Source organism: Tenacibaculum maritimum NCIMB 2154 (assembly GCF_900119795.1).
GTDB lineage: Bacteria > Bacteroidota > Bacteroidia > Flavobacteriales > Flavobacteriaceae > Polaribacter > Polaribacter maritimus.
Window position 1 is genome coordinate 2,775,001 of record NZ_LT634361.1, and the last position, 24,292, is coordinate 2,799,292.

At 31.9% G+C, this 24,292-nt stretch carries 19 protein-coding genes (1 of these 19 cut by a window edge); 12 read left to right on the plus strand and 7 right to left on the minus strand.

Annotated features, from left to right (window positions below):
• The 5 genes from thrS to MARIT_RS12335 form a co-directional block, all read left to right on the plus strand.
• Window positions 1-1,766 carry the 3' portion of a threonine--tRNA ligase gene (gene thrS, locus MARIT_RS12315; RefSeq protein WP_100211665.1) on the plus strand. The gene continues 175 nt to the left of window position 1, outside the view, so 1,766 of the gene's 1,941 nt are visible here — the last part of the coding sequence; its start codon lies off the left edge, out of view; it ends in the stop codon at window positions 1,764-1,766.
• Window positions 1,767-1,889: 123 nt separating this feature from the next.
• Window positions 1,890-2,408, plus strand: coding sequence for a translation initiation factor IF-3 (gene infC / locus MARIT_RS12320; RefSeq protein ID WP_084339872.1), 519 nt, complete (start codon window positions 1,890-1,892; stop codon window positions 2,406-2,408).
• A gap of 34 nt (window positions 2,409-2,442) precedes the next feature.
• A complete protein-coding gene (gene rpmI, locus MARIT_RS12325) occupies window positions 2,443-2,640 on the plus strand; it encodes a 50S ribosomal protein L35 (protein ID WP_024741324.1) in 198 nt (65 codons plus the stop codon).
• 99 nt (window positions 2,641-2,739) lie between these two features.
• On the plus strand, window positions 2,740-3,084 hold the full coding sequence (gene rplT, locus MARIT_RS12330; RefSeq protein WP_024741323.1) for a 50S ribosomal protein L20: 345 nt from the start codon (window positions 2,740-2,742) through the stop codon (window positions 3,082-3,084).
• A 90-nt stretch (window positions 3,085-3,174) separates the two neighbouring features.
• Window positions 3,175-3,765, plus strand: coding sequence for a hypothetical protein (locus tag MARIT_RS12335; protein WP_038025601.1), 591 nt, complete (start codon window positions 3,175-3,177; stop codon window positions 3,763-3,765).
• Between the two features lie 84 nt (window positions 3,766-3,849).
• Here the strand turns inward: MARIT_RS12335 and MARIT_RS12340 are convergent, their stop codons facing one another.
• Window positions 3,850-5,535 carry a formate--tetrahydrofolate ligase gene (locus MARIT_RS12340; protein WP_100211666.1) on the minus strand — a complete coding sequence of 562 codons (1,686 nt, stop codon included), beginning with the start codon at window positions 5,533-5,535 and terminating at the stop codon, window positions 3,850-3,852.
• A gap of 235 nt (window positions 5,536-5,770) precedes the next feature.
• Here MARIT_RS12340 and secDF point away from each other — a divergent pair, with 235 nt between their 5' ends.
• From secDF to obgE, 3 genes are all read left to right on the plus strand, one after another.
• Window positions 5,771-8,752 carry a protein translocase subunit SecDF gene (secDF, locus tag MARIT_RS12345; protein WP_100212042.1) on the plus strand — a complete coding sequence of 994 codons (2,982 nt, stop codon included), beginning with the start codon at window positions 5,771-5,773 and terminating at the stop codon, window positions 8,750-8,752.
• Between the two features lie 103 nt (window positions 8,753-8,855).
• Window positions 8,856-9,974 (plus strand): adenylate kinase, encoded by a 1,119-nt coding sequence (locus MARIT_RS12350; RefSeq protein WP_084339871.1) that lies wholly within the window; start codon window positions 8,856-8,858, stop codon window positions 9,972-9,974.
• A 94-nt stretch (window positions 9,975-10,068) separates the two neighbouring features.
• On the plus strand, window positions 10,069-11,058 hold the full coding sequence (gene obgE, locus MARIT_RS12355) for a GTPase ObgE (protein ID WP_100211667.1): 990 nt from the start codon (window positions 10,069-10,071) through the stop codon (window positions 11,056-11,058).
• A 102-nt stretch (window positions 11,059-11,160) separates the two neighbouring features.
• Here obgE and MARIT_RS12360 read toward each other — a convergent pair whose 3' ends face one another.
• From MARIT_RS12360 to surE, 5 genes are all read right to left on the minus strand, one after another.
• Window positions 11,161-12,285, minus strand: a complete 1,125-nt coding sequence (locus tag MARIT_RS12360) for a T9SS type A sorting domain-containing protein (RefSeq protein WP_100211668.1) — start codon at window positions 12,283-12,285, stop codon at window positions 11,161-11,163.
• Between the two features lie 124 nt (window positions 12,286-12,409).
• Window positions 12,410-12,889 carry a C40 family peptidase gene (locus MARIT_RS12365; protein ID WP_024741317.1) on the minus strand — a complete coding sequence of 160 codons (480 nt, stop codon included), beginning with the start codon at window positions 12,887-12,889 and terminating at the stop codon, window positions 12,410-12,412.
• A gap of 4 nt (window positions 12,890-12,893) precedes the next feature.
• On the minus strand, window positions 12,894-13,997 hold the full coding sequence (gene lpxB / locus MARIT_RS12370) for a lipid-A-disaccharide synthase (RefSeq protein WP_024741316.1): 1,104 nt from the start codon (window positions 13,995-13,997) through the stop codon (window positions 12,894-12,896).
• A gap of 3 nt (window positions 13,998-14,000) precedes the next feature.
• A complete protein-coding gene (locus tag MARIT_RS12375; protein ID WP_024741315.1) occupies window positions 14,001-14,288 on the minus strand; it encodes a hypothetical protein in 288 nt (95 codons plus the stop codon).
• Window positions 14,276-15,046 (minus strand): 5'/3'-nucleotidase SurE, encoded by a 771-nt coding sequence (surE, locus tag MARIT_RS12380; RefSeq protein ID WP_024741314.1) that lies wholly within the window; start codon window positions 15,044-15,046, stop codon window positions 14,276-14,278. The genes MARIT_RS12375 and surE overlap by 13 nt, the downstream gene beginning before the upstream one ends.
• A 198-nt stretch (window positions 15,047-15,244) precedes the next feature.
• Here surE and MARIT_RS12385 point away from each other — a divergent pair, with 198 nt between their 5' ends.
• Together MARIT_RS12385 and MARIT_RS12390 are read left to right on the plus strand one after the other, a co-directional pair.
• Window positions 15,245-17,365 (plus strand): carboxy terminal-processing peptidase, encoded by a 2,121-nt coding sequence (locus tag MARIT_RS12385; protein ID WP_024741313.1) that lies wholly within the window; start codon window positions 15,245-15,247, stop codon window positions 17,363-17,365.
• Window positions 17,366-17,515: 150 nt separating this feature from the next.
• Window positions 17,516-19,024, plus strand: coding sequence for a GH3 auxin-responsive promoter family protein (locus tag MARIT_RS12390; protein WP_024741312.1), 1,509 nt, complete (start codon window positions 17,516-17,518; stop codon window positions 19,022-19,024).
• Window positions 19,025-19,349: 325 nt separating this feature from the next.
• On the opposite strand, the gene MARIT_RS12395 is transcribed toward MARIT_RS12390, so the two are convergent.
• Complete coding sequence (locus MARIT_RS12395; RefSeq protein ID WP_100211669.1) at window positions 19,350-19,841, minus strand: energy transducer TonB; 492 nt, start codon at window positions 19,839-19,841, stop codon at window positions 19,350-19,352.
• Between the two features lie 551 nt (window positions 19,842-20,392).
• Between MARIT_RS12395 and lysS the strand changes: the two genes are divergently transcribed.
• Window positions 20,393-22,087, plus strand: a complete 1,695-nt coding sequence (gene lysS, locus MARIT_RS12400; protein ID WP_024741310.1) for a lysine--tRNA ligase — start codon at window positions 20,393-20,395, stop codon at window positions 22,085-22,087.
• 172 nt (window positions 22,088-22,259) lie between these two features.
• Complete coding sequence (locus MARIT_RS12405; RefSeq protein WP_100211670.1) at window positions 22,260-24,284, plus strand: ComEC/Rec2 family competence protein; 2,025 nt, start codon at window positions 22,260-22,262, stop codon at window positions 24,282-24,284.
• The last annotated feature ends 8 nt before the right edge of the window (window positions 24,285-24,292 follow it).

Consider the following 24,292-nt stretch of genomic DNA (forward strand, 5'->3'; position numbering starts at 1 on the left):
TACATACATTCAATGATCCTGAAGGTAAAAAAGCTTTTTGGCATTCTTCAGCACATGTCTTGGCTCAAACTATATTAACTTTTTATCCGAACGCTAAGTTAACTATTGGTCCTGCTATTGATAATGGTTTTTATTATGATCTAGACTTAGGAGAGCACAGTATTTCAGAAAAAGATTTCTCCGAAATAGAAAAAAAGTTCCTAGAATTAGCTAGAGAAAAGGCTGAATTCAAAATGCGAGAAATTTCAAAAGCAGATGCTCTCTCCTATTATAAGGAAAGAGGAAATCAATATAAAGTTGAGTTAATTGAAAGCTTAACTGACGGAGACATTACTTTTTGTGATCATAGTAATTTCACAGATTTATGCCGTGGAGGACATATTCCTAACACAGGAATTATAAAATCAGTAAAAATTATGAATGTTGCTGGTGCTTACTGGCGCGGAGATGAGAAAAACAATCAATTAACAAGAATTTACGGAATTTCTTTCCCTAAGCAAAAAATGCTCAAGGAATACCTTCAGTTATTGGAAGAAGCTAAAAAACGTGATCATAGAAAATTAGGTAAAGAATTAGAGTTGTTTACTTTTTCTCAAAAAGTAGGTGCAGGATTACCTCTATGGTTACCCAAAGGAGCTGCCTTAAGAGGTCGTTTAGAAGATTTCTTAAAGAAAGCTCAGAAAAAAGCAGGTTACGAAATGGTAATGACACCACATATCGGTCAAAAGGATTTATATGTAACTTCTGGACATTATGCTAAATATGGAGCTGATAGCTTTCAACCAATTACAACTCCTAAAGACGAGGAAGAGTTTTTATTAAAACCTATGAATTGCCCTCATCATTGTGAAGTATATAACCATAAACCATATTCTTATAAAGACTTGCCAAAACGTTTTGCAGAATTTGGAACCGTATATAGATATGAACAAAGTGGAGAACTTCATGGACTTACCCGTGTAAGAGGTTTTACTCAAGACGATGCTCATATCTTCTGTACGCCTGATCAACTGGATGCTGAATTCAAGAATGTCATCGATTTGGTTTTATATGTTTTTGGCTCTTTAGGTTTTGAAGATTTTACAGCTCAAGTATCTGTAAGAGATCTTGATAATCCCGAAAAATATATTGGTTCAATTGAAAATTGGGAAAAAGCTGAAAATGCAATTATAAGTGCTGCTAAGGATAAAGGTTTGGATTATGTCATTGAAACTGGGGAAGCGGCCTTTTACGGGCCTAAATTAGATTTCATGGTTAAAGATGCTTTAGGAAGAAGTTGGCAATTAGGAACCATTCAAGTTGATTATAACTTACCTGAACGCTTCGATTTACATTATAAAGGAGCCGATAATCAATTACACCGACCTGTGATGATTCACAGAGCTCCTTTTGGGTCTATGGAACGTTTTATAGCTGTTTTACTAGAACACACAGGAGGGAACTTCCCTCTTTGGTTAACCCCTGAACAGGTTACTATCCTGCCTATCAGCGAGAAATATCAAAAATATACCGAAAAAGTTTTAGAATTGTTAGAAAATTCCGAAATTCGCGCCCTCGTAGATTCTCGAAATGAAAAAACGGGAAGAAAAATTAGAGATGCCGAAGTAAATAAAATACCTTTTATGGTTATTGTAGGTGAAAAAGAGGAACAAGACGGTACTGTTTCTGTGAGGAAACATGGTGAAGGCGACTTAGGAACCTTTACTATTGATGCTTTTATATCTCTAATTAAAGAAGAAATTAATAGTACATTGAAACAGTTTTAGGTTTTTATACTTAATTCTCATAAAATATCAGTAATTTAGTAAAATCAAATTACATTATTGTTAAATTAAAATTTTATAGTCATAGCAATTAGAAGAAAAAGGTCAAGAAGACCATTAAGAGTAATCAAAGAAGACCAACATCGAATTAATGGTAAAATTAGGGATGTTGAAGAAGTTCGTCTTGTAGGGGAAAACATCGAAGTAGGCGTTTACCCTTTATCAAAAGCTAGAGAATTAGCGAGAGAACAAGAGTTAGATTTAGTTGAAATATCTCCAAAAGCAGTACCTCCTGTTTGTAAAATTATTGATTACAAGAAATTCTTGTATGAGCAAAAGAAACGAGAAAAAACCTTGAAGTCTAAAGCTACTAAGGTTACTGTAAAAGAAATTCGTTTTGGACCTCAAACAGATGAGCATGATTATGAATTTAAGAAGAAGCATGCCATCAAGTTTTTACAAGATGGAGCAAAGCTTAAGGCATTCGTGTTTTTTAAAGGACGTTCAATTATCTTTAAGGAACAAGGACAAATCTTACTACTGAAGTTAGCTCAAGAACTCGAAGAATATGGTAAGGTAGAGCAAATGCCTAAATTGGAAGGTAAACGTATGATTATGTTTATTGCCCCTAAGAAGACGAAATAAAAAAGTTATAAGCAAGATAAAACGAAAGACAGAAATGCCTAAAATGAAAACCAAGTCTAGTGCCAAGAAACGTTTTAAGTTAACTGGTTCTGGAAAAATTAAAAGAAAGCACGCGTTTAAAAGTCACATTTTAACAAAAAAGTCTAAAAAACGTAAGCTAGCATTAACACACGCTGCATTAGTTCATAAATCTGATGAAGCGAACATTAAGCAACAATTAACTTTAAGATAATTTAAAGTTACAGGGAATTTAATTATTAACCATGGAGTTTGGCTCATAAAGTATTTATAATTTTATATAAATCGCCAACTACAAAAAACAATTTGAATTATGCCAAGATCAGTAAATTCAGTAGCTTCAAGAAGAAGAAGAAAAAAAATCTTGAAGCAAGCAAAAGGTTACTTTGGACGTAGAAAAAACGTTTATACAGTAGCTAAAAATGCGGTGGAAAAAGCAATGACATATGCTTATAGAGACCGTAAAAATAATAAGAGAAACTTTCGTTCATTATGGATTCAGCGTATCAATGCTGGAGCTCGTCAGTTCGGAATGTCTTACTCACAGTTTATGGGTAAAGTAAAAGCTAACGATATCGAATTAAACCGTAAGGTTTTAGCTGATTTAGCGATGAACAATCCAGAAGCTTTTAAGGCTATCGTAGATAAAATTAAATAGTTTAATAAACTTGCTTATACTAAAAAACCCAAACTAACGTTTGGGTTTTTTTACAACTACTATATTTACTAAAATTTTTTATAATACATTATGATCCCAAGATTTGTATCCTTATTTATTTGCTTATTTGTTTTTAATATATCTATCGCTCAAAAAGCACAAACGGAATTACTACCTAATACGGTTGAAAACCAATTCAAGAAAGTATACAAAAACGCTAACAACTACCAGATTTATAAAGTGGTAAAAAAAGAAGTTTATTTAAATCTTCAAAAAAATGTTCTTGACAGTATCTCTATCATAAAGAGAAACCTTATTAGCAGGAAACAAGAAATAAAAAATCAACAGCAAAAGATAAAAGATTTAAATAGCAAAATAACCGAATTAAACAAAAGTCTAAGTATTTCTTTGTCTAAAGAAGATACTATCTCTCTCTTTGGTACTCAATTAAAAAAGACCTCTTATAATACTATTTTATGGGGAGTTATAACTATTCTTTTTATTTCATTGTTCTTCTTTATTTATAAATTTAAAGAAAGTAGCGCTTTGACTAAAGAAGCTAAAAATAACTTAGCTGAAATAGAGCAAGAGTTCGAGGAACACAGAAAGAAATCACTAGAGAAAGAACAAAAAATCAGGCGTCAGCTACAAGATGAAATAAACAAACAAAGAGGTGTTTAATAAGTTATCTAAAAAAAGCGGTCACTAAGTTTAAAAACTTAGTGACCGCTTTTTTTATCATTTTTTCTGAAACCACCTTTTCTACTAAGACAGTCCTGAAATTACTCCTCCATTATCAATGGTCATTCCTTCAGAGGCTGGTATTGAAGGTAAACCTGGCATACGCATCATCTTACCTAAAATAGGAATGATGAATTGCGCTCCTGCAGCTATTTCTATTTCTCTCACTGTAACTGTAAAACCTTCTGGTCTTCCTATTAATTTATCATTATCAGAAAATGACTTTTGGGTCTTTGCCATACAGATAGCAAAATCATTAAAACCTAATCGATCAATTCTTCTAAGGTTTAATTGTGCTTTTTTACTATATTCTACCTTTACTGCTCCATAAATTTCCTTAGCAATGATTTCTATCTTCTCTTTTACCGGGCTTTTCCAATCATATAGAGGCTTATATTGCGTTGCTTTATGTTCTACAATGTTTGATACGGCTCTTGCTAAATCTTGCGTTCCTAGACCTCCTTTTTCCCATCCTTCAGACAAAACTGCTTCTACTCCAACATTCCTACACGCTTCTTTTATATAGTTAACTTCCTCTTCTGAATCTGTATAAAATGAGTTAATTGCAACTACTGGTTCTATATTATACTTTCTAATATTTTCAATATGCTTTTCTAAATTTTTAAATCCTAGCTTCACAGCTTCAACATTAGGTATGCTGTATGCTTCTTTCTCAACACCTCCATGATGACGTAAAGCTCTTACTGTTGCTACTAAAACCACACACTTAGGGTTCAATCCTGCATAAGCCGATTTAATATTTAAAAACTTTTCTGCTCCTAAATCAGCTCCAAACCCTGCTTCTGTTACAACATAATCAGACAATGACAGTCCCATTTTTGTTGCTATAATTGTATTGGTTCCTTGCGCTATATTTGCAAAAGGCCCACCATGTATAATTGCTGGGTTTTCCTCTAAAGTTTGTACTAAATTTGGTTTAATTGCATCTTTTAATAAAATAGCCATTGCATTTTCTGCTTTCAAATCTCTAGCAAAAACAGGTTTTTTATCAAAGGTAAACCCTATAAAAATATTCCCTAAACGTTCCTTTAAATTATCAAAATCTGTTGCCATGCAAAGTATTGCCATTACCTCAGAGGCTGGTGTTATATTAAAACCATCTTCTCTAGGGATTCCATTTGCGGTTCCTCCCAAGCCTATTGTAATTTGGCGTAAGGCTCTATCATTCATATCAATAACTCGCTTCCATAAAATCGTTCTTGGATCAATATTTAAATTATTCGTTTTGCTCTGAATATTATTATCTATCAAAGCTGATAATAAATTATTTGCTTTTTCCACTGCATTAAAATCTCCTGTAAAATGGAGATTAATATCTTCCATAGGTACCACTTGGCTATATCCTCCTCCAGCGGCACCTCCTTTTATACCAAAAACAGGTCCTAAAGAAGGCTCTCTTAAAACAACAGTTGCTTGCTTTCCTATCGTGTTCAAACCTTCTGTCAATCCAATTGAAACTGTCGTTTTTCCTTCTCCTGCTGGAGTTGGTGTTAAAGCAGTTACTAAGACTAAATTATTCCGCTTTATTTTCTCTTCATCTATTAACGACAATGGTAATTTAGCCTTGTATTTTCCATACATTTCTAAATCATTTTCGCTTATATTTAACTTATTTGCAATGGTTTTTATGTGCTTTAACTCTTTTCCTTGTGCAATTTCAATATCCGATAAATTTGATACTACTTCCATTTTACTTGCTGTTCTTTAACTTAATTATTTAATTAACAACCTATTTTAATAAATCGTTAGCTTCTTATATTAAACAGTAAAGATACCATTTAAGCTTCTATTTTTTAACTAGATTTCCTAAAGTTTTGAAAAACAAATATCTTCCAAATATAAATATAACAAAACAATTGGCTAATCTTTTTTGAAACACTATATTTGCACGTTTTTATTAAGAAGTCGATTAAAATTATTGAAAATGCAGAACAAAGGTCTTATTAAATTATTTGCTATCCTTTTTGGATTAGTAAGTTTGTACCAATTATCATTTACGTTTTTCGCCAATAGAGTTGAAGACGAAGCTAAAGCATTTGCTAAAAGCAATGTAACAGGAAACAATGGTAGAGAACTTGCCAAGTTAGAAAGAAAATATTTAGATAGCGTAGCAAATAAAGATGTTATTAATTTAGGATTTGCAAAGTACAGCTACAATGATATCAAAAACAAGGAAATGAACCTTGGTTTGGATTTAAAGGGGGGTATTAATGCTATTTTACAAGTATCTGTAAAGGATATTTTAGTGGGATTATCTAACAATTCTAAAAATGCGGTTTTTAATGAAGCTTTAGCTAAAGCAGATGAAGCCCAAAAGGATAGTCAAGAAAACTACTTAGATTTATTTTTTACTCAATTTGAGAATTTAAGTAATAACAGTATCAAACTTAGTGATCCTGCTATTTTTGGAACCAAGGCTTTACGTGAAAAAATCGACTTTAATAAAACGAATGCTCAAGTAAAAGAAGTGCTACAAGATGAAATTAACTCTTCTATCAATACCGCTTTTGAAGTTTTACGTAGTCGTATTGATAAATTTGGAGTTGTTCAACCAAGCATACAACGTATTGGTAATTCAGGTAGAATTCAAGTAGAGTTACCTGGTGCTAAAGATATCGAGCGTGTTCAAAAATTATTACAAAGTACTGCTGAATTACAATTTTGGGAAGTATTTACAAATATTGAGGTGCAAAATTTCTTCTTTCAAGCTAATGCAAAAGCTACTGAAATCTTAAAAGAGAAAGAAGAGATTAAGGAAGAAGCTAAAGATTCTACAAAAACAGATAGTATTGATGATCTATTAGGTGCTTCTGCTGATTCTACAAAAGTAAATCAACAAAAAAGCTTATTTACTTATTTGTATCCTAATGTAGCTCAAAACCAAAACCAAGCGAGTTCTTTAGTAGCTCAGGCAAAAGTGTCTGACACTGCTATGGTTAATAAGCTATTGAAGATGAAAGAGATTCGTTCTTTATTACCTAAGAATCTAAAATACGCTAAATTTTTGTGGGATTATAAAGCCCAACCAAGTGCTGATAAAACTTCTGAAATCATAGGTTTATATGCCATAAAATCAAACAGATATGATGAAGCTACTATTGATGGTGACGTTATCGCTGATGCCAAGCAAGAATACGATCAGTTAAGCAAACCTGTTGTAAGCATGCTTATGAACGGGTCTGGAACTAAAAAATGGGCAAAAATGACAGGCGAAAATGTAGGTAAATTTGTTGCTGTTGTTTTAGATAATTATGTATATACAGCTCCTATAGTGAATGGCGCTATTACAGGAGGAAGCACTCAAATTTCTGGTGGTCAAATGACGGTTAATGAAGCTCAAGATATTGCCACTGTTTTAAAAGCTGGTAAGTTACCTGCTCCTGCAAGAATAATTCAAGCAGAAGTAGTAGGTCCTTCTTTAGGAAAAGAATCTATCAATGCTAGTATGTGGTCATTTGGTTTGGCTATTTTGCTAGTCTTAATATGGATGCTACTTTACTATGGTAAAGCTGGTTTGTATGCCAATATTGCTTTATTAGTGAATATCTTATTTATTTTTGGAATTTTAGCTTCTTTCAATTCTGTATTAACACTGCCTGGGATTGCTGGTATTATTTTAACAATCGGTATGTCCGTAGATGCTAATGTTATCATCTTTGAAAGAATCAAAGAAGGATTGACTTCAGGTAAAGGATTAGCTACTTCTGTTGAAGAAGGTTTTAGTGTAAAAGGAGCTTTATCTGCTATTATTGATGCAAATATTACTACTTTACTAACAGGTATTATTTTATATGTGTTTGGAACTGGACCTATTAAAGGTTTTGCCTTAACGTTAATGATTGGTATTGCTACCTCATTATTTACAGCTGTATTTATCACTCGCTTATTAATAGATGGAGCTGTCTTAAAAGGGGCAAACCTTACTTTTAATACTAATATTTCGAAAAATTGGTTTCAGAATATTAGTTTTAAATTCTTACAAAAGCGTAAAGCTGCATACATCTTCTCTGGAGCTATTATCTTAGCTGGTTTAATCTCAATTTTTTCAATTGGACTAAAGCAAGGTGTTGATTTTAAAGGAGGGAGATCTTATGTTGTTCGTTTTGATCAGCCTATGAATGCCACTGAAGTTGCTTCAGCCTTAAAAGATAGTTTTGGAGCTGCTCCAGAAGTAAAAACTTATGGTGCTGATAACCAACTAAAAATAACAACTGTTTACAAAATAGATGAGGAAGGTAAAGAGATAGACGAAAGTGTTCAAAGTACTTTATTCACAGGATTAAAACCTTATTTAGGAGCTACTTCTTATGAGGATTTTAAACCTGGGTTTGAAAAAGCAGGAAATGGAATTATGAGCTATATGAAAGTAGAGCCTACAATTGCTGACGATATTAAGAAAGCTGCTTTATGGGCTGTATTGGGTTCTTTAATTGTAGTGTTTTTATACATATTATTGCGTTTTAGAAAAATGTCTTATTCTATTGGCGCTGTTGTTGCTGTTTTCCATGATGTGCTAATCGTATTAGGAATCTTCTCTATACTGTATCAATTTATGCCTTTTGACATGGAAATAGGGCAATCATTTATTGCTGCTATTTTAACAGTAGTAGGATATTCATTGAATGATACTGTGGTTATTTTTGATAGAATTAGAGAGTATGCAGGTGATCACAAATCTTTTGATGCAAGCTTAGTTGATAAAGCTTTAAGTAGTACATTAGGAAGAACCATCAATACTTCATTAACCACTTTATTAGTAATGCTAGCTATTTTCTTCTTCGGAGGTGATTCTATTAAAGGGTTTATGTTTGCATTAATTGTTGGGGTTATTGTAGGTACATATTCTTCATTATTTGTTGCAACTCCTGTTATGTTTGATACATCTAAAGAAGAAAACAAAGAATAATCTTTCAAAAAAATAAAAAAGTAACAAACCGTTTTGAAGAAACATCAAAACGGTTTTTGCTTTCAAAAAGTAAGCCACTATATTTGTAATTTAATAGCACAGTATGAAAGTCATAAAGCTACACGATTTATATTTCAAGCCCTTCCTTACAAAAGAAGCCATTTCTAAGATTGTTAAATCTCTCGTCATTGAAGTACAAGAGGATTTGGAAAAAGACGAAATCCCTCTTTTTGTAGGGATCTTAAATGGATCTTTCTTGTTTGCAGCCGACTTTATTCGTGAATTTAAAGGGAACTGCGAGGTTTCTTTTGTTAAACTTGCCTCTTATCAAGGCACTTCTTCTTCCGAAAAGGTCAAGCAACTAGTTGGAATTAATGAAGATTTAACTGGAAGAACCGTAATTATTTTAGAAGATATTATTGATACAGGAACTACCCTACAAGAAATCTACGAAATATTTAAAGATAAAAATGTAAAAGAATTAAAAATAGCAACTCTATTTTTCAAACCTGACGTATTTAGAAAAGAGCTTCCAATTAATTATATTGGAAAAAGTATTGAGGACAAATTTATTGTCGGATATGGCTTGGACTATAATGGTCTTGGACGTAATTATCCTGCTATTTATCAATTAACAACACAACCAAAAATGAAAAACATTGTATTATTTGGCCCTCCTGGCGCTGGTAAAGGAACACAAGCAACTCTTTTAAAAGAAAAATATAATTTACTGCATATTTCTACTGGAGATGTTTTTAGATATAATATTAAAAATCAAACAGAATTAGGCGTATTAGCAAAAACTTATATTGATGCAGGAGATTTAGTACCTGATGAAGTTACTATTAAAATGCTTAAAGAAGAAGTTGATAAAAATGCAGGTGCTAATGGGTTCATTTTCGATGGTTTTCCTCGTACGCAATCTCAAGCAGAGGCATTGGATGCATTCTTATCGGAAAAAGGAGAACAAATAAATGGAATGGTTGCTTTAGAGGTTCCAGAAGATTTACTTGTTGAACGTTTACTTGAAAGAGGGAAAACAAGTGGAAGATCTGACGATACAGATGAAAGTAAAATTCGCAATCGTTTTAATGAGTACAACACCAAAACCGCAGTGTTAAAAGAATACTACGAAAATCAAGGTAATTACTACGGCATAAACGGAGTAGGTTCTATTGATGAAATTACAACTCGTTTAGCAGAAGTGTTTGACAAACTATAAAATTAGTTTCTCTTTTTAGAATATTAAAAAGTTTAAAACGATAGCTATTTATAATCCGTTTTGCTTTATTTAAGTAAAATATAATTTAGAAATAATGACTGAAGGAAATTTTGTCGATTATATAAAGATATATGCCTCTTCTGGTAAAGGAGGACAAGGCTCTATGCATTTGCATAGGGAAAAATACATTACCAAAGGTGGCCCCGATGGTGGAGATGGTGGTCGTGGAGGACATATCATTGTGCGAGGAGATAAAAATATGTGGACATTATTTCACTTAAAGTTTAAAAAGCATTTTAGAGCTGAGCATGGTGGCGCTGGTAGTAAAAGTAGAAGTACTGGGCATGATGGTCAAGATATCTTTATTCCTGTTCCTCTAGGAACTATTATTCGCGATGCTGATACTGATGAAATATTATTTGAAGTTACAGAAGATAAACAAGAAATTGTTTTGTTAAAGGGCGGAAAAGGTGGTCTTGGAAACTGGAATTTTAAGTCTTCTACTAATCAAACCCCTCGTTATGCCCAACCAGGTATGGATGGTGTTGAAAGATGGTTTAGATTAGAGCTAAAATTACTTGCTGATGTTGGTTTAGTAGGTTTCCCTAATGCTGGAAAATCAACTTTACTATCTGTTGTTACTGCTGCAAAGCCTAAAATAGCAGACTATGCCTTTACTACCTTAAAACCTAATCTAGGTATCGTTGAATATCGCAATTTTCAAAGCTTTGTCATTGCTGACATTCCTGGAATTATTGAAGGGGCTGCGGAAGGAAAAGGCTTAGGACATCGTTTTTTACGCCACATTGAACGAAACTCAACCTTGCTATTCTTGATTCCTGCTGATAGCGATGATATTCATAAGGAATATCAAATATTATTAAACGAACTTCGTAAGCACAATCCTGAACTACTTGATAAAAATCGCCTGTTAGCTATTTCTAAATCAGATATGCTAGATGATGAATTAAAAGCTGAAATTCAAGCGGATTTACCTAAAGATATCGATACTCTTTTTATTTCTTCTGTTGCTCAACAAGGTTTACAGGAGCTAAAAGATAAGCTTTGGGGAATGCTCAATTAACAAAAAAAAACTACCTAAAAAGCCTGTAAATACTTCCATTTACAGGCTTTTTTATAATTGCTTCTTTATGCGTTCACCATTTTAAAGAGTCAATGTGATCTCTTATTCTTTTAGGAATTGCTTTTGCAACATTCCTTTATCTGTTTTAACTCTTAAGAAATAACCTCCTTTTGCTAAATCTTTTACATCAATAGTATTGCTTATAGAAATACCTTCCTTGATAATTTTCCCAGAAATATCTACAATAAGTATATTTTTAACCTTCTGATTCTTTACTCTTAAATTTAATCTATTTTTTACAGGAACTGGATAAATGCCTATCAACTCACTTTCTTCTTCTTCTACACTAGCTACACAATTCGTACTAAAACTAGCCATAGCATCAAATCTAAATTTAGTCCCTACCCAATTTTCAATACTATATTGAGCATCATCTACTTGAACACAACTTAAATTATTATTTCCACTAGCTTCTATTTCTCTAAAATTAACTCCATTTCCATTTGCTAAATTCAAGACGGTTAAGTCATTCAATGCGCAATACAACTTTTTCAATCTAGAATTCTTACTAATATCCAAACTTGTTAGTTTATTTCCTCCACAACCTAATTTCGTTAAATAAAGATTGCTAGTCACATCTAAATTCGCAATACCGTTATTATTGTAGCAATAAAAAAGACTTAGAAACTCATTTGCTTTTACATCTATAACAGCTAGTTTATTAGTATGGCAATATAGCTTAGACAAACGTGTATTTTGGCTTACGTCTAAGCTTGTCAATTCATTAGTACTGCAATTAAAGTAAACCAACTCTTTATTAGCCGTTATATTCAAGCTTGCTAGTTTATTTCCTTGACAGTTAAATGTTTTTAATCTGGTACTACTACTAACATTTATACTCTCTAAACTATTTGAATAACAATAAAGGTACTCTAAATTCACATTCTTGCTCAAATCTAAACTCTTTAATTGATTTCCATAACATGAAAGACTCTTAAGCTTTGTAAAAGCTTCTATTCCCGTTAAATCTGCTATATTCTTATTAGAAATATCAATTCCTTCTGTATAAGAAGAAGCCTCCGTTAATTGTATTTCTGAATCATTATTAGTGTTAATAGCGGGGTTTTCTACCAAAGCAGTTTTAAAATTGGCATCTGGAATAATTACGTTTTGGGCATTTGATATCGCGCTAGCAAACGCGAAAAAAAGAAAAAATACTTTTTTCATAAACAGGGGGATTATAAAATTTTTGATTGTTAAAATAAAAGCCCAAATATACTAATTAAGCTACTCTATTCCCGCTATTTAAAAAGAAATTACACAGATATATAAATACCTGAAAATCAAAATATTAAAGAAGTCTTTTAGCTTTTACAAATGCTTTTTTCCAATAAGATTCCTTTAAAGAGCTTACAATCACCCCTTTTGAACTTGTTGAATGAATAAAACGTATTTCACTATTTTTTATAGAAGTTACCAATCCTACATGATTAACTTTGCCCCTTTTATTCGTTGTTTTAAAAAATAATAGATCTCCTCTCTTCACTTCTTTCAATCTCACCAAATATCCTTTTTCATACATTTGCCTAGAAGTACGAGGTAAATCAATATTTCTACTTTTAAATGAAGTATAAATCAATCCAGAACAATCCATCCCTTTCCGATTACTTCCTGCGTATTTATAAGGAACTCCTTTATAAGATACAGCAGTCCAAACAATTTTATCTGCAATAGAAGCTTCTTTTTGCTTAACTTGTACAATACTCCTAGATGAGGAGCAAGAAGTGATCGTTAGTAATAAAATAAAAAGTAGCTGTATTTTTTTGATCATAATTTTATCCTTCAATAATTAGTTTTGCTGTTTTTTGTGAAGCTCCTTTCCCTCCTAGTCTTTGCTCAAGTTCATAGTACTCTAAAAATAAACGTGTCCTCTCCTCTCCTTTTAAAATAGTTTCAAGCTCCATTCTTAAATTTTCCTTTGTAAAATCATGTTGTATCAACTCCTTTACAACTTCTTTGTCCATAATTAAATTCACCAAAGAAATATATTTTAGTGTAATGATCCGCTTTGCAATCTGGTAAGAAATACTACTTCCTTTATAACAAACGACCTGCGGTACCTTGAACAGTGCTGTTTCTAAAGTAGCTGTTCCAGAAGCTACTAATGCTGTATTAGCAATACTTAGCAAGTCATAAGTTCTATTATCCACAAATTTCACTTCTTTTCCTTCTAAGAATTCCTTATAAAATTCATAGGGTTGACTAGGAGCTCCGGCTACTACAAATTGATATTTTGGAAAATCATCAATCAAAGATAACATTATCGATAACATTTTCTTGATTTCTTGTTTCCTACTTCCTGGCAATAACACAATAATATCTTTAGTTCCTAAACCATGCTCTCTTCTAAATTCTTGTTCATCTACTTGCTTTCTATCTGCAATTGCATCAATCAAAGGGTGTCCTACAAAGTTGACTTCATAACCATACTGCTTGTAAAATTCTTTTTCAAAAGGAAGAATTACAAACATCTTATCAACATCTCTCTTGATATCTTTTACCCTACCTGCTCTACTTGCCCAAACCTGTGGAGAAATATAATAGTTTGTTTTAAAACCTGCTTCTTTTGCCCATCTAGCTATACGTAAATTAAATCCTGAATTATCTATAAAAATAATAACATCAGGATTAAAATCTGCAATATCTTTCTTACAAAAAGAGATCAATCCTAGTACTTTACGCAAATTGGCGAGTACTTCTATAAATCCCATAAAAGCACGTTCCTTATAATGCTTTACAAGAGTTCCTCCTACCTGCTTCATTAAATCTCCTCCCCAAAAACGAATAGCAGCACTTGTGTCTTGCTTATATAACTCTTTCATTAAATTGGATCCATGCAAATCTCCCGATGCCTCTCCTGAAATAATATAATACTTCATTCTTTAAATAAACTTTAAAATAAAAGTAACTAATGCTATCAATATAGTTGCCATTAAAGCCCCTCTCGCTCTATAATCTTGCTTTTTCCTTAAGAAAATAAAGAAAACAAATAAATTTGGTATTGCAGACAATGCCAATACTGCTCCTAAAACTCCTCCTTCTTTTATATAACTTATTGTTTCATAAAAGCCAAATCTTGAAATATATTCTAAATAAAGAAAAAAGCCACTAAAAGTAGCAAATAAAGAAACTAAGATTCCTATTGTTATTTCTTTTGTTATAGCTCCCATGAGTTCAGTTTTTGTATTGCATGATGTGCCGTCATATCAAACTGTACAGGAACTACAGAAACATATCCATTTTCTAATGCCCATACGTCAGTATCTTGCCCTTTATCTCTATTTATAAATGCTCCTGACAACCAATAATATTCTTTTCCAAATGGGCTTTTTCTTTTATCAAAATCTTCTTTCCAATAGCCATTTGCCTGCCTACATATTCTTATCCCTTTAATTGCTTCTTTTTTTAATTTTGGGATATTCACATTCAAAACTACTCCATCTGGCAATCCATTCAACAAAACATTTAATGTTATTTTTTGAATAAATTCTTTTGCAGCTCTAAAATCAGCATGCCAATCAAAATCTAATAATGAAAATCCTATTGCTGGAATTCCTTCAATACCTGCTTCTACAGCTGCGCTCATTGTTCCTGAGTAAATGACATTGATGGAAGAATTTGCTCCATGATTAATTCCTGAAACGCACAAATCTGGTGTTCTATTTAAAATTTCATTTTTTGCCATTTTTACACAATCAGCAGGAGTTCCCGAACAGCTATACTCAATTTGCGGGCCTTCATCAATCGTAATAGGGTTACACCTTAACACATTATCTACTGTAATAGCGTGCCCCATTCCACTTTGAGGACTATCAGGAGCAACAACAACTACATCTCCAATGGTATTCATTATTTCTATGAGCGTTCTTATTCCTGGTGCGGTAATTCCGTCATCATTTGTTACTAAAATTAATGGTCTTTCTTGCATTCTTTATATTTCTTGGTTCAACAAATGTAATGAGAAAAGTCCATTTTATTTTAACATTTTATAAAGATAAAATCAATCGTATTATATGTAAAATTGTATTCATTCTATAAAAAAGAGTGCAACTAAAAAAATTGGCATTATTTTAGTAGCTTAGCAAGCATAGTTTACGCTACTTATTTTTTAAAGACAGACGATTTTATGAAGACGAAACTTTTCTTCCCTTTTTTAATAGTAATATTGCTTTTTAGCAGTTCTACACAAGCAAAAAACACATTCAATAAGGATCCTGAAAAAGATAGGATCATCATTTATGTTTTACAAAACATTTTAACTCGTGGACATTACGTCCAAAAAGAATTAAATGATTCCTTTTCCGAGCATGTTTATACTAATTTTATAGATAATTTAGATCCTAGCAAACGCTATTTTACGCAAGAAGATTTAAAAGAATTTTCTCAATTTAAATACCAAATTGACGATCAAATAAAGGAAGCTAACATTGACTTTTATAAATTGGTTTATAACCGCTTTTTAGAAAAAATAAAGGCGGCTAAAAATAATTACCAAACATTATTACAACATCCTTTCAACTATAAAAAAAATGAGTTGATTAATATTGACTATGAACATGTTCCTTTTGCTAAGGATGAAACGGAGCTTATTGATTACTGGAGAAAGCAAATGAAACTAGCTGTTTTAAGTAGAATTGAAGATGCTGAAAATCAACAAGAAGAAAAAGCTAAGAAAGATCCTAAATTCAAAAAGAAAACCTTTGAAGAACTAGAGTTTGATGCAAGAAAAGAGGTGTTAAAAAATATGGATGACTTATACCTTCGCATAGAAGAATTAGAAAATTCTGACTGGTATTCTACCTTTTTAAATAGTATTGTTAGTGGTTTTGGACCACATACAACCTATATGTCTCCTAGAACAAAGTCTCGTTTTGACCAAAGTATGTCTGGTAAACTAGAAGGAATAGGCGCTCGTTTGCAAAAAAAAGGAATCTATACGCATGTTTTTGAGCTCGTTTCTGGTGGCCCCGCTTGGAAACAAGGAGAATTAGAAGCAGGAGATATTATTTTAAAAGTAGCACAAGGCAACGAAGAGCCTCTAGATATTGTTGGAATGCGTTTGGATGATGCTATTAAATTTATCAAAGGGAAAAAAGGGACTGAGGTTCGATTAACTGTTAAGAAAAAGTTAGATGGTTCTACTAAAGTAATTTCTATTATACGTGATATCGTAGAATTAGAGGAAACTTTTGTCAAATCCAGTATCGTTGAGAAAAAAGGGAAAAAATATGGAATTATCAATCTTCCTAAATTTTATATAGATTTCAGCAATGTTAATAAAAGAAATGCCGCTACCGATATGGAAAAAGAAATTGCGCGTTTAAAAAATGAAGGCGTAGAAGGTCTTATTGTTGATTTACGTAATAATGGTGGAGGGTCTTTAAAGACAGCTATTGATATTGGCGGACTATTCATTGATCAAGGGCCCATTGTGCAAGTGAAGTATCGAAATGAAAAACCTGTTGTTAAAAATGATACCGATCCAAAAATTCAATGGAAAGGTCCTCTAGTAGTGATGGTAAATGAATTATCTGCTTCTGCTTCTGAAATTTTTGCTGCTGCTATTCAAGATTACAAAAGAGGGGTTATTTTAGGAGGTAAACAAACTTACGGAAAAGGAACAGTTCAAAATATTCTTCCCATCAATCGCTTTTACCAACAGTACCCTGATGATTTAGGTGCTTTAAAAATGACTATCCAAAAATTCTATAGAATCAATGGAGGTTCTACACAAATAGAGGGAGTGTATTCTGACATTCCATTGCCCAGTAGATACAGTTATATGGATTTTGGTGAAAGAGATTTGGATGGAGCTTTGCCATGGGATAAAGTAAAACAAGCTAATTATACTACTAAAGATTCTTATGCTAACTTCTCTGATGTTATTCATAAAAGTAAAGAACGTGTTAATAACGATGAAAAATTTAAAAAAATCAATGAATATGCCAAATGGTTAAAACATAATCAAGAGGAAAAAACATATTCGTTGAAGTATAAGGATTTTAAATCAAAAAATAATCAAAGAACCAAAGAAGGAGAACAATTTAAAGAAGTTTTTAAATTCAAATCTGATTTAACTTTTACCTCTCCTAAATATGAATTAGGCTTATTTAAAAAAGATACTATTTTAAAAGAAAAACGTATTGCTTGGCATAAAAATTTATCTAAAGACATTTATGTTAATGAAGCTTTAAATGTTTTAAATGAGCTTCAAATGAAAACCTCTAATAAAGTGGTAAAAAATTAATAAAAAGCGGCCTTCTAAAGGTCGCTTTTTAATTACACCATAAACAACCCAAAAATTGCTTTTATATTTTTAACTCTTTTCACATTAAAGCATCCTATAAATTTTATTATTTTTAACTCCTAACTAACTTAAAATTTTAACGCCAAGCTCATGCGGTTTCAATTTATAAATTCTATTATTTCTTGGTTTTTAAAAAAGAGAAAGCACCAAATAGAACTCTTTCTAAAATATCCTACTGATGTTCAGCAAGAACTATTATTAAAGCTCATACACACAGCAAAAAATACTGAATTTGGAGCGCAGTATCATTTTTCTTCTTTAAGAAATTACACTGATTTTAGCACTAAAGTTCCTATCCAACAATATGAAAGTATAGAACCACTAATTGAACGATGCAGAAAAGGAGAACAAAACCTCTTTTGGCCTACAAAAATTAAATGGTTTGCAAAATCTAGCGGGACTACAAATGCTAAAAGTAAATACATCCCTGTAAGCGATGAAGCGATAGAATATTGTCATCTGAAAGCTGGTAAGGATATGCTTTGCCTTTATATTAACAATAATAATGATGCGCAATTATTTACAGGAAAAGGACTTCGTCTTGGGGGAAGTTCTGCCATTTATGAAGATAACAACTCCTATTTTGGCGATTTATCTGCTATAATTATTGAAAATATGCCCTTTTGGGCTGATTTTAGCTCTGCTCCTAAGCAAGAAACTGCTTTGCTGAGCGAATGGGAAACCAAAATGGAAGCTATTATTGAAGAAACTATTCATGAAAATATTACTAGTTTAGTAGGGGTTCCTTCTTGGATGCTCGTGCTATTAAATCGTGTTCTAGAAAAAACAGGAAAAAATAATATCTTAGAAGTATGGCCTAATTTAGAAGTCTATTTTCATGGTGGAGTAAATTTTAACCCTTATAGAGAGCAGTACAAAAAATTAATTCCTAAAGAGGATTTCAGATACTACGAAACCTATAATGCCTCTGAAGGCTTTTTTGCAATCCAAGATAAAAACAATTCCGATGAACTCTTATTAATGCTTGACTATGGGATCTTTTATGAATTTATTCCTATGAGTGAATACAATGGTGAGCATTCTACCGCTATCCCTCTGGCTAAGGTAACTACAGGAATTAACTATGCTATCATAATTACTACAAACGGAGGTTTATGGAGGTACCTAATTGGAGATACTGTTAAATTCACTTCTACTGACCCATATCGTATCAAAATCACAGGCCGTACTAAGCATTATATCAACGCCTTTGGAGAAGAACTCATTATAGAAAATGCAGAGAAAGCACTAGACCTAGCTTCCAAAAAAACCAATGCCACCATCCTTGACTATACCGTTGCTCCCATTTTTATGAGTGGAGCTAAAAAAGGAGGCCATGAATGGATTATTGAGTTTAATAAAAAGCCTGATAATTTAAAATACTTTACAGAACTATTGGACAATGCATTGAAATCTATCAATTCAGATTACGAAGCCAAAAGGTATAATAATATGACACTGTCTATGCCCATCGTACACCAAGCTAAAAAAGGGTTGTTTTATAACTGGCTAAAGAGTAAAGGGAAATTGGGCGGTCAACATAAAATTCCCCGTTTAGCAAATAACCGTAAGCTTATCGACGAATTACTACGTTTATGAGTTCTATTTTTAAGGGGAATATTTCTTTTTACTCCAAACCTCTGAATTAGCAGAAGCTTTTCAAAGCACTATGATCTATGAAAAAAGTTTTCTTAAATCATTTACTCCATAGAACAGGAAAGGCTTGCAAGTACATCTGTATCATTATCAATGGAATTAGACACGTTTTCCTATTATAAAAACATGGCGCGCCATTTTTCTTCAGAATAAGAAGCAATTACTACTATTAACAGTTTTATTTAGCAAAACAAATAAACGCAAATTAGGAAATAACAATAGTTTTATTTTTTGAGTGCTTATCAGCCAAATAATACTTTCATTTTCTTTAGGGTTCTTTGTTATTCTTTTCACTAGTGCTGAGATGTATAGGTAATTGATACTGCGTAGCTACAGGAATCCCTCTTTTAATTGCTGGAAATAATTTAGGCAGTTCTTTTACTGTTTTTCTTAAGAGGCTATCTAATTGAGAAAAAGCTTTAGAGTTGCTAGTCGCTATTCTGATGTTTTGTAAGTGAACACCCCCTTCTTTATCAATCAAAATATTTACATAAATTGTTTCTCTAACGCTAACTGCCGTTTCTATTTTTTTTTCAGTTAATTTTGAAGCTATTCGTTTATGTATTTCTTCCCTAAAACACTTGTCTTTATCTTCTTCTATAACGTTTTTACAACTAGGAAAAGATGGAGGTACATCTACTTCAGTAAAATTTACTATTTCTTCTTTTTTCAACTTTTCTTGATGTTTTCTACTAGAAAAAAAGCTACATGAAGTAAATATTATCACTAAAAAAAAGAGAATCTCTTTATGTATTTTCATCGTACTCATTTACAAGTAAATATACTTATTTCGACAAACTTTTTAAAACTAATACGACCATTTTAGCGCAACTTTAATATTGTTTAACGCCATTTGAACGTAAAAAATTAGTTGGCATTCTTTCTCTATTGAATAACTTCTTTTAATTATTGTTATTTGATAAACAAAAAACTTTTGTTTCCTTGCAAATACTTCTTCTTCATTACACATACATTTCATTTCTAAAAAAAGCAAATCAACTAATAAACAGCATCTTTAGAAATACTTTCTATTTATCTTCTTCAGAAAAGTTTATATCAAAAAAAAAGCGACCCATTTCAGGGTAGCTTTCCATTGGTTAACAAAACCACGACACTTTTACTAAAGTGCCAAAACAACACAACTAAATACTGCCTTTACCTAAAAGCAGCCTGCAAATATACAACCTTTTTTTTAACGAGCAATGCTTTTTTTATTTTTTATTAAAAAGTCTCTTTCTTTTGGCATTGCTTAGTTCTTTAATTGATTGTATCTTTGCGCCTTTATTTAATCAATCATATATTATAGTAACTATGCAATTATCAGAACAAGAAGTTGTACGTAGAGAAAAGTTAGGCAAATTACGTGAATTAGGAATTAATCCATATCCAGCAGATTTATTCCCAGTAAACCACAATTCCAAACAGATTAAAGCTGATTTTTCTGAAGGCAAACAGGTTACTATTGCCGGTAGGTTAATGGCTATTAATATTCAGGGGAAAGCTTCTTTTGCTCAACTACAAGATAGTGAAGGACGTGTTCAAGTGTATTTTAATAGAGATGAAATTTGCTCTGGAGAAGACAAAAGCTTATACAACGATGTTTTTAAAAAGCTATTAGACCTTGGTGATTTTATTGGAATTGAAGGCGAATTATTTAAAACAAAAGTAGGAGAAACTACTGTACGTGTTAAAAGTTTTAAATTATTAAGCAAGTCTTTAAAGCCCCTACCTATCCCTAAAGAAAAAGATGGAGTGGTATATGACGCTTTTACAGACCCAGAGATGCGCTACCGCCAACGTTATGCAGATTTAGTGGTAAATCCACATGTTAAAGACGTTTTTGTAAAACGTACCAAACTATTTACTGCAATGCGTACATTTTTTAATAATGCTGGTTATTTTGAGGTTGAAACTCCCGTATTACAACCTATTCCAGGAGGAGCTGCTGCAAGACCTTTTGTAACTCATCATAACGCATTAGATGTTCCTTTATATATGCGTATTGCTAATGAATTATATTTAAAACGTTTAATCGTTGGTGGTTTTGATGGAGTATATGAATTTTCTAAAAATTTCCGAAACGAAGGAATGGATAGAACGCATAATCCGGAGTTTACTGCGATGGAAATTTACGTTGCTTACAAAGACTACAATTGGATGATGGACTTTACTGAAAAGCTGTTAGAATATTGTGCTATTGCTGTAAATGGAACCACTGAAGCTACATTTGGAGAACATACAGTAAACTTTAAAGCACCATACGCTAGAGTTACAATGGCTGATTCTATCAAACATTTTACTGGTTTTGATATTCATGGTAAAACAGAAGATGAAATTCGTCATGCCGCTAAAGAAATGGGAATTGAAGTAGATGATACCATGGGAAAAGGAAAGTTAATTGATGAGATTTTTGGTGAGAAATGCGAAGGAAACTATATCCAACCTACTTTTATTACAGATTATCCTAAAGAGATGTCGCCTCTTTGTAAGGAGCACAGAGATAATCCTGAATTAACAGAGCGTTTTGAGCTAATGGTTTGTGGTAAAGAAATAGCAAATGCCTATTCTGAATTAAACGACCCGATAGATCAACGTGAACGCTTTGAAGCTCAATTAAAATTAGCTGCTCGTGGTGATGATGAAGCTGGTGAGTTTATTGATTACGACTTTTTACGCGCTTTAGAATATGGTATGCCTCCTACTTCTGGTTTAGGAATTGGTATGGATAGACTAATCATGTTTTTAACTAATAATCAATCTATCCAAGAAGTATTATTTTTCCCTCAAATGAGGCCTGAAAAGAAAGCTCCTTCCGTTACTTTAAATGAGGAAGAAAAAGCATTGCTATCAATGATAGAAAAGGCTGAAAAAATCAATTTAAATGAACTAAAATCTCAATCTGGATTATCTAATAAGAAATGGGATAAAACAATAAAAGGACTTACCAAGAATAACCTTGCTAAAGTTGAAAAAACTAACGAAGGTTTATTTGTAGAAATCATATAAATTTTAGTTTGCTACCTATAAAATATGAAAAAGGGAGTCTCTAATAAAAAGGCTCCCTTTTTCATATTTTATTTATATTTCTTATCCCATCTAAACTTCCTAGAATACTAGTTATCAAATAAATAGCTTTTTATTACATTATTTACAAAAATAACTGTAAATTTATAAGGCTATGAATAAACTACTAGAATATCTTCCTTTTCACTTTTTAATTGGACTTATCATAGGTATCTACCTCCAATTTAATTTTCAATTTCTCTTGTTAAATTATTACAAAACACTCTTCTCAGGAGGAATCATCTTAATTGCCTTGTATGGCTGTCTTTTACTAAAAAAACGAGTAGCTTTTAGCTTTTTATCTTTTAGCATTTTCATCTTAATAGGCATGAGCATTGTTTATATTCATGACCACAGGAATTACAAAAATCACTATACCAATCACTACCTAATCAATAATAGCGCTGTTTTTTATATCAGTAAAGTATTAAAATCAAATAAGTACTATTATCAATACGAAGCAAGCGTGTTACAAATAAATCAAACTAAAACAATAGGAAACATCTTATTTAAAGTAAAAAAAGACAGTGCAACTCCCTTGTTAAAAGCAGGACAATCATTCCTCCTATACCCTCTCTTAAAAAAAATTCCACCACCTCTCAACCCTTATCAATTCAACTATAAAAAATATTTAGCAAAACGCAATATTCAACATCAAGTTATTAGCTCTTATAAGGAACTGAAGCCTGTTAAAAATTATTCCTTCTCCTTAATCTCATTTGCATCTTCTATTCGGTACAAAATTCAACATTCACTTAAAAAGGCTTCTTTCTCTCCAAACGGATACGCTTTAATTAATGCTTTATTATTAGGAGAGCGAAAAAACCTTTCAAATGAATTGCTAGAAAACTACGCAAAAGCTGGGGCTATTCATATTTTAGCGATCTCCGGACTACATATTGGCATTATACTACTCCTACTCTCCCAATTATTAAAACCGTTAGAATATTTAAGCAATGGGCGTATTTTAAAAAGCTTTTTAATAGTAACTATTCTATGGGCTTTTGCCTTTATTACTGGATTATCACCTTCCGTTGCTAGAGCAGTGACTATGTTCTCTTTTATTGCTATTGGAAACTCTTTTCAAAAAACACTCCCCATAGAATACTCGTTGGTATCTTCTATGCTTTTTTTATTATTAATCCAACCTACTTTTCTATTCGAAATAGGCTTTCAACTGAGTTATTTAGCTGTATTTGGGATTATTTGGATTCAACCATTGCTTTACAGATTATGGAACCCCTCAAATAGTTTTCTCAATAAAATCTGGCAATTAGCAACAGTTTCTATAGCTGCTCAAACAGCTGTACTCCCCATTAGTTTATATTATTTCTATCAATTTCCGAGCTTATTTCTACTTTCCAATATTGTGATTATTCCTTTTTTAGGTATTATACTGACCTGTGGTTTTTTAAGCATCCTTTTAAGCATGTTAGAAATATTACCCCAATATATCATTAGTGGATATGACTGTATCCTTCAATCAATGAATCAATTCATTTACTATATCTCAATCCAAGAGACCTTTATTTTCTCAAATATTACGATTTCTTTTTCCTGTATGCTCCTTTGCTATCTTCTTCTATTTTTCACTATACTATTTATCACTCAAAAAAAAATATACTTTTTCCAGCTGCTTCTCATTTCTTTTATCTTATTACAAATCCTTTTATTTATTGAAAAATATAAACAAATACGCCAACAAGGATTCATCGTATTTCACAAAAACAAAAATGCCATCGTTGGTATTAAAAGAAATGGCATTACGCGTATTTATCATCATATCAGTACTTCTAAAACCGATTTACAACAAACCATTACTCCTTATCTACTCAACGAAAGCAGCATTGCTACCTACACCCCTTATATTCCAACCATATTACAATACAAAAACCAAAATATTTTGATGATAGATAGATTAGGTATTTACCCATTAAAAAAGTTACACAAGCCTATTGTTGTTTTACAGTACTCTCCTAAAATCAATTTAAACAGACTTATTGAGCAATTACAACCTATAAAAATAATTGCAGATGGAACAAACTATAAAAACGACATTAAGCTATGGGAATCTAGCTGTAAAAAAAAGAAAACACCATTTCACTACACAGGAGAAAATGGTGCTTTTATATTGAACTAGGAAAGAAT

Bases quoted from the DNA above. Each gene is read 5' to 3' on its own strand.
- rpmI (WP_024741324.1), top strand. From the start codon at position 2,443: ATGCCTAAAATGAAAACCAAGTCTAGTGCCAAGAAACGTTTTAAGTTA.
- rplT (WP_024741323.1), top strand. From the start codon at position 2,740: ATGCCAAGATCAGTAAATTCAGTAGCTTCAAGAAGAAGAAGAAAAAAA.
- MARIT_RS12335 (WP_038025601.1), top strand. From the start codon at position 3,175: ATGATCCCAAGATTTGTATCCTTATTTATTTGCTTATTTGTTTTTAAT.
- MARIT_RS12340 (WP_100211666.1), bottom strand. From the start codon at position 5,535: ATGGAAGTAGTATCAAATTTATCGGATATTGAAATTGCACAAGGAAAA.
- secDF (WP_100212042.1), top strand. From the start codon at position 5,771: ATGCAGAACAAAGGTCTTATTAAATTATTTGCTATCCTTTTTGGATTA.
- MARIT_RS12350 (WP_084339871.1), top strand. From the start codon at position 8,856: ATGAAAGTCATAAAGCTACACGATTTATATTTCAAGCCCTTCCTTACA.
- obgE (WP_100211667.1), top strand. From the start codon at position 10,069: ATGACTGAAGGAAATTTTGTCGATTATATAAAGATATATGCCTCTTCT.
- MARIT_RS12360 (WP_100211668.1), bottom strand. From the start codon at position 12,285: ATGAAAAAAGTATTTTTTCTTTTTTTCGCGTTTGCTAGCGCGATATCA.
- MARIT_RS12365 (WP_024741317.1), bottom strand. From the start codon at position 12,889: ATGATCAAAAAAATACAGCTACTTTTTATTTTATTACTAACGATCACT.
- lpxB (WP_024741316.1), bottom strand. From the start codon at position 13,997: ATGAAGTATTATATTATTTCAGGAGAGGCATCGGGAGATTTGCATGGA.
- MARIT_RS12375 (WP_024741315.1), bottom strand. From the start codon at position 14,288: ATGGGAGCTATAACAAAAGAAATAACAATAGGAATCTTAGTTTCTTTA.
- surE (WP_024741314.1), bottom strand. From the start codon at position 15,046: ATGCAAGAAAGACCATTAATTTTAGTAACAAATGATGACGGAATTACC.
- MARIT_RS12385 (WP_024741313.1), top strand. From the start codon at position 15,245: ATGAAGACGAAACTTTTCTTCCCTTTTTTAATAGTAATATTGCTTTTT.
- MARIT_RS12390 (WP_024741312.1), top strand. From the start codon at position 17,516: ATGCGGTTTCAATTTATAAATTCTATTATTTCTTGGTTTTTAAAAAAG.
- MARIT_RS12395 (WP_100211669.1), bottom strand. From the start codon at position 19,841: ATGAAAATACATAAAGAGATTCTCTTTTTTTTAGTGATAATATTTACT.
- lysS (WP_024741310.1), top strand. From the start codon at position 20,393: ATGCAATTATCAGAACAAGAAGTTGTACGTAGAGAAAAGTTAGGCAAA.
- MARIT_RS12405 (WP_100211670.1), top strand. From the start codon at position 22,260: ATGAATAAACTACTAGAATATCTTCCTTTTCACTTTTTAATTGGACTT.